Below are 6,000 nucleotides of genomic sequence, written 5' to 3' on the forward strand. Positions count from 1 at the left end.
AACATCCATCCTTTACAGGGAGCCGCGGCAGACCGAACCCGCCAAACAGCACAGCTCTTCCAGAAACCTACGGCAACCCTGTTGCCAGGCAATCCGATGCGGCTGGATCCCCGGCCAGTTGGGGCAGGATGTTTTGGCGGTTGGTGAGCGTACGCAGGTGACCGAGAGCCAGTTTTCTGGGTCGTCCTCATCTCTACCCAAAAGTGCTTCGCAAAGTTTCGCAAAGTAGAGATTCTTTTTCCGTGGGATCCCTTAAAGTCCAAGAGTGTCTTGCCTAACAAATCCGTAGGGTTGTCGATGCACAAGAAGGGCAAATCATCCTAATCTCAAAGAGCAGGTTCTTGGATGCTGCTGGTCGGTATTCCTTTGAGATTCCTCAATAACATCACCTGAAAGTCAGTTGGTTGTTCAGCCCTCACCAAAATAGGGAGTCTGTTAAGATGAGCGTACAGCGTCCACCCGTAGTTGGTCCAAGCAAGAGTCAGCTTGCAACAAGTTTAGAATCGACGGATCAGCGGCTTAACGTTCAAATCCTGGCCCGTTGCATCGGCAGTGCCTTGAACCTGGGCGCTCCCCTCAGGGTTGAAGTACACTACACCTCAAAAGTGCAGCAGTAAGGTTTTCTTACCAGGCCGATCTGGAGGCACAGCTTCATACTGCAGTTTTTACTTATCTGAGCCTGGAGTGAGTTTTTGGACTTCTTACTTCACTGTATAGCCATATAGCCACTGCTAGCTAAGACAACGCATCTAGCGTATGAGGAAACTCCTCTGGCTCTCTAGAAGAGAGGAGCGAGCGTAAGCCAATTTCTCGGCCAGAAGGTTGTATGGCAGTCGGCTACAGGGATCCCTGAACTTCCTGATCCTGAGATGCTTTGGGGATGAGTTACATTGCCATCGGCCAAACCCTTTGCCAGAGGTTGAAACTCTCTCCCTCTGAGGTGCGGGATCCAGAAACCCTTCTGCCCCGGAGGGCAGGGTGCTCTAAGTTGGCTTAACATTATTTCATGACCGGGCCTGGCCCTCACCTTGCCAAGGGCGGGTGGCCAATATCAGTGCCTAGGGATCCGGCTCAACTTCCTTCCCATTGCAGGCAAAACGACCATGGTAGGCATCTTCAAGCGCTTTTTCGGCTCGCGCGGCAAAGCTGCGGCCACGTCCTCACCGGAAACTGTTGCTAAGCCAACCCCAAAGAAAGCGAAAAACGACAATACTTTTTTTCTCGACCCAGATGAAGCCAAAACCCTTGGCAACATCGAGTATATGCGCACCCCCAGGATCGTGAAGCACACCTTCCAGGATTTCGGCAGCAAGGAGAAGGTGGAGGTGGTGGAGCAGGTCTCTTCCCTCAGCAAAGTTAAGTTGTCCACAGAGCAAGCCAAAACTCCTGAAACTGCTGCTGAGCAGGGATCCTCCGCTTCAAGCAGCAGCGGAGCAAGCCCACGCCGTCAGGGGGGATCGGACATGGATACCTTCCGCAATATGGCCCGCAGCCTAAAACGCAAATAAGCCAAATTCAGGTTGATCCCTGTCAGAGCCAACCAGAGGCTGGATCCCAGCTTTCTTCTTCACGGCAGCGGCAGGCGTGATACAACTGCTATCGAGCCGACTAATCCGCGACTGAACTTGAGGAGGAGCAATGGCGATTAAGCGAGGCACCTTGGTGCGGGCTATCCGCGAGAAACTGGAGGGTAGCTTAGAAGCGCAGGCAAGCGATCCTTTTATTCCCAACTACGTTTTCGAGACCCCCGGAGAAGTCGTGGATATCAAAGGTGACTACCTGCAGATTAAGTTTGGGGCTGTTCCCACCCCTACGGTTTGGCTGCGGGCGGATCAGGTTCAGGAGATGGCGGGTTGAGTAGAAGCACGGAATGTTCCCCATCTGCATACCCCGTGATGGGGTGAAGGGGGATCCATGGCGCTTCTGGCTGCTCCCACCCGTGAACAACTTTTGCAGCGCAGGCGGCTTTTGCGTCGGCAACGGCGCAGCCGATTCTGGCAGGGATCCTGGCGCTTGACCAGTTCGATAGCCCTCCTGACGCTGCTGGTGCTGGGCCTACGGCAGCCCCACTGGCAAATTCGTCAGCCAGAACAGATTCAGGTAAAGGGTGCCCACTGGGTCGATCCCGCCTGGATACGGGCACAATTGCCCCTGCAGTATCCCCTCAACATTTGGCAGGTGCAACCGGCTGTTTTGGAAAGGGCTTTGCTGGGATCCCCGACCCGCCCCTCTCCCATCGAAAGCGTCCAGGTGCAGCGACGGCTGCTGCCGGTGGGGGTAATCGTCCAGGTGCGAGAACGGCAACCTGTTGCGCGGGCGCGATGGGGCGACCAGATGGGCTGGGTGGATGTCCAGGGCAACTGGCTGTCTCCGGATCCCTACCGTTCCCCCGCGTCTTGGCCTGAGCTGGAGCTGCTGGGCTGGGAGAACCACACCCCAGACCAATGGGCGCTGTTGCTCAAGGCTTTGCAGCAATCCGAAATCCAGATTAGGGCAGTGGATTGGCAATCTGGAGCGGGAATTACCCTGCATACTGAGCTGGGCAACGTCTACCTGGGGCCGATTTCCGACCGCTTGCCCTTGCAAATTCAGACCCTCAACCAAATGCGGGATCTGCGCCGCTACTGCGAGTGTACGCCCGACGACATCGTCCAGATTGACCTCACCAGCCCCAGTGTGCCCACCTTGCAACTTACCCCCACGGCCACCCAGGAGCGCTGGAAAGACGTGCGGATGCCCTAGCTTTGCTATGAACCCGGTGCCGGCGGTGGAGGTGAACCAATTGTGGACAGCTTATCCCGGTCATCCGCCGGTGCTGCAAGGGCTGGATCTACGGGTCGAGGTTGGGCAACATCTGGGGGTGATCGGCCCCAATGGCGCGGGTAAAACTACCCTGTTCCTCACCCTCTGCGGCCTGTTGCCCCCCTGCTCTGGCCAGGTGAGTTTGTTTGGCCAGCCGCTGCGGCCCGGCCAGTTTCGCCCTGAGGTGGGGTTGGTGTTTCAGGATCCCAACGACCAACTGTTTGCCCCATCGGTGGCCGAAGATGTGGCCTTCGGACTGCGCAATTTGGCCCGTCCTGAGGCGGAGATTGCGGCTGCCGTTCAGGCCGCCCTGCAGATGACCGGCACCCTCCATTTGGCCGATCGTCCCCCCCATCACCTCTCTGGTGGGGAAAAGCGCATGGTTGCCATTGCCGGGATCCTGGCGATGCAGCCCCAGTTGGTGCTCTACGATGAGCCGACAGCCAACCTCGATTTGCGAGCCCGGCGCCGGTTGATAGTTTTTTTGCAACAGGCCGCCCACACTTTTCTGCTGGCTTCCCACGATCTGGAGCTGATCCTGGAGGTGTGCGATCAGGTCATCCTGTTGGATCAAGGGCGGATCTGGGCCCAGGGATCCCCGGCCCACCTGATGGGCCAAGCCGACCTCATGGAAGCCCACGGCCTGGAAGTGCCCCCCTCACTGCGCCGATAACGACAAAAGTTGAAAAGATATCAAGAATTATTTTTAAGCTGACAACATTTTTGCCTCTCTTAATAAAAAGCTATCGTGCTAATTAAAAATATTGATTTTCGTCCAGGATTGAGTGGGGATATCATTTTGTTAAGTCGGGGATCCCTTCTCTGAGTCGTCCTAATCGATTTTGTATGATCGATTGTGTACAAGAAAGATGTGGACTTAGCTCAGAGTTGGCAGCTTTGCCTGCCTGAGTGACAGTTGCGGTTAACCCTGATGGCTCCTACAACCTGTTCTGACTTCAGTCGGAGGTCTGTGGCTCAGAGCCTTCTCCCCTCAGAGGGGGGTCTCTGGTGGCTGGGGTAGGTGTCGCCGGGAAAAGCTGTCAATCGAGATTTGGGCAGAGGATCTCTCTGATGAAATCGAAAGGAGATTGCATGAGCGAACCCAATAAGCGAGATCAATTTGCCTTGTTGCTGGGTTCGACAACGTTCAGGAACTGAGTGTGTTCAAAAGTGGAGAGTTGATATGCCTATTGCAGTTGGAATGATCGAGACCCGCGGGTTCCCGGCAGTGGTAGAAGCTGCCGACGCCATGGTCAAGGCAGCCCGCGTTACCCTGGTGGGTTACGAGAAAATCAGCAGCGGTCGGGTCACCGTGATCGTGCGGGGGGATGTCTCGGAGGTGCAAGCCTCGGTGGCTGCCGGCATTGACTCGGTGAAGCGGGTGAACGGCGGCCAGTTGTTGTCTTGGCACATTATCGCCCGTCCCCACGAAAACCTGGAGTACGTGTTGCCCATTCGCTACACCGAGGATGTGGCTCAGTTCCGCGAAGGGGTAAATGCCATCCGTCCCTTCACCCGTCCCTGATGCGTATTGCCATTGTGCGGGGCACCGTCACCAGCACTCAAAAGGATCCCAGCTTGACGGGCGTGAAGTTTTTGTTGGTGCAGTACGTCGATCTCGAGGGCCAGCCGCAACCCGATTACGCTGTGGCTGCCGATCCGGTGGGGGCCGGCATTGACGAGTGGGTGCTGGTTAGCCAAGGCAGTGCCGCTCGCCAGCCGCAAGGAAACCAGACTCGCCCGCTGGATGCAGTGGTGATGGCGATTATCGATACGGTCAGCGTTGGCGGTCGCTCTCTCTACAACAAGCGCGATCAACGCTAGCTGGGATCCCTTCCCTTCTCATCTCTCTTGCTGCCCTTGTCCGCCCTACTGCGTTCTAGAGGCTCACGGTTATGCCTGCTCACACCTATGCTGCACCGCCAACGCCCTGGTCTCGCCGACTGGCGGAGCCCAAGATCGATCCCACGGCCTACGTGCATTCTTTCTCCAACCTCATTGGGGATGTGCGGGTGGAAGCGGAGGTGCTGATCGCCCCGGGAACTTCCATTCGCGCTGACGAGGGATCCCCCTTCCACATTGGCGCCAGATCCAACATTCAGGATGGGGTGGTCATCCACGGCCTGGAACAGGGGCGGGTGATAGGAGAAGACGGCCAACCCTACTCCGTTTGGATCGGCAGAAATACTTCCATCGCCCACATGGCTCTAATCCACGGGCCGGCCTACGTGGGCAACGACTGCTTTATTGGCTTCCGCTCGACGGTGTTCAACGCTCGGGTTGGGGATGGCTGCATCATCATGTTGCATTGCCTGATCCAGGATGTGGAGATCCCCCCAGGCAAGTACGTGCCTTCTGGATCCATCATCACCACCCAGGCCGAGGCCGACCGGCTGCCCGACGTCCAGGATAGCGATGCCAAGTTTGCCCAACACGTGATCGGCATCAACCAAGCCCTGCGAGAGGGCTACCAGTGCAGCGAAAACCTCGTCTGTATCGCTCCCATCCGCAACGAACTGCAGCGCACCTCTAACTCAACGGCTACGGAGACGGCACCCATGACTCATTCTTCCCATCGCGGCAATGGCCGGAACGGCGGCGGATCCCCTCTCAAGCCGGAGGTGGTGGAGCAAATTCGTGCCCTGTTGGCCCAAGGCTATCGCGTGGGGCTAGAGTATGCCGATGCTCGCCGCTTCAAAACCTCTTCCTGGCAAAGCGAAAGCCCAATCGCCAGCACCCACGAGGCGGAGGTGGTGCGATCGCTGGGGGCCATCCTGGCGGAGCACCAGGGAGAATATGTGCGCCTACTGGGGATCGATCCCAAGGCTAAACGGCGGGTGCTGGAGCAAATCATCCAAACCCCCGATGGGCCGGCGCTGGTTTCTGGGATGCCCAGCCGCGTCTCGGCAGCCGCTGCCCCGAGTTCTGGCACATCCGGCCCTCAGTCTGGCTCAGGGCTGGAGGAGGAGATCCGGACTTTGTTGGCGCAGGGGTATCGCGTTGGCCTGGAGGTGGCTGATGCCCGCCGCTACCGCACCTCTTCTTGGCAGACCTTGAGCAATTTGAGCGGTCAGCCGCAGGAGATCCTGGCCGCTGTTCAGGCTGCCCTAGCAGAGCACCAGGGAGAATATGTGCGCCTGTTGGGGATCGATCCCAAAGGCAGACGGCGGGTGCTGGAGAAGGTCATTCAAACCCCGC

At 57.5% G+C, this 6,000-nt stretch carries 7 protein-coding genes; all 7 read left to right on the forward strand.

Annotated features, from left to right (window positions below; genetic code table 11):
- Positions 1-1,103 precede the first annotated feature (1,103 nt).
- Complete coding sequence (locus NW838_RS03795) at positions 1,104-1,508, forward strand: hypothetical protein (RefSeq protein WP_414343788.1); 405 nt, start codon at positions 1,104-1,106, stop codon at positions 1,506-1,508.
- 130 nt (positions 1,509-1,638) lie between these two features.
- On the forward strand, positions 1,639-1,857 hold the full coding sequence (locus NW838_RS03800) for an NAD(P)H-quinone oxidoreductase subunit O (protein WP_011433398.1): 219 nt from the start codon (positions 1,639-1,641) through the stop codon (positions 1,855-1,857).
- Positions 1,858-1,914: 57 nt separating this feature from the next.
- Entirely contained in the window at positions 1,915-2,742 is an 828-nt protein-coding gene (locus NW838_RS03805) for a cell division protein FtsQ/DivIB (RefSeq protein WP_414356987.1), read from the forward strand.
- Positions 2,743-2,749: 7 nt separating this feature from the next.
- The gene (locus tag NW838_RS03810; protein WP_414373739.1) at positions 2,750-3,475 is read left to right on the forward strand and encodes an energy-coupling factor ABC transporter ATP-binding protein; all 726 of its coding nucleotides are present in this window, start codon (positions 2,750-2,752) and stop codon (positions 3,473-3,475) included.
- A gap of 510 nt (positions 3,476-3,985) precedes the next feature.
- A complete protein-coding gene (locus NW838_RS03815) occupies positions 3,986-4,327 on the forward strand; it encodes a carbon dioxide-concentrating mechanism protein CcmK (RefSeq protein ID WP_414427518.1) in 342 nt (113 codons plus the stop codon).
- Entirely contained in the window at positions 4,327-4,626 is a 300-nt protein-coding gene (locus NW838_RS03820; protein ID WP_011433394.1) for a EutN/CcmL family microcompartment protein, read from the forward strand. The genes NW838_RS03815 and NW838_RS03820 overlap by 1 nt, the downstream gene beginning before the upstream one ends.
- 71 nt (positions 4,627-4,697) lie before the next feature.
- Positions 4,698-6,000: ribulose bisphosphate carboxylase small subunit (locus NW838_RS03825; protein ID WP_414427519.1), on the forward strand; the 1,303-nt coding region annotated here is incomplete at its 3' end.

Source organism: Synechococcus sp. R55.2, assembly GCF_047462075.1.
In the GTDB taxonomy this organism is placed as follows: domain Bacteria; phylum Cyanobacteriota; class Cyanobacteriia; order Thermostichales; family Thermostichaceae; genus Thermostichus.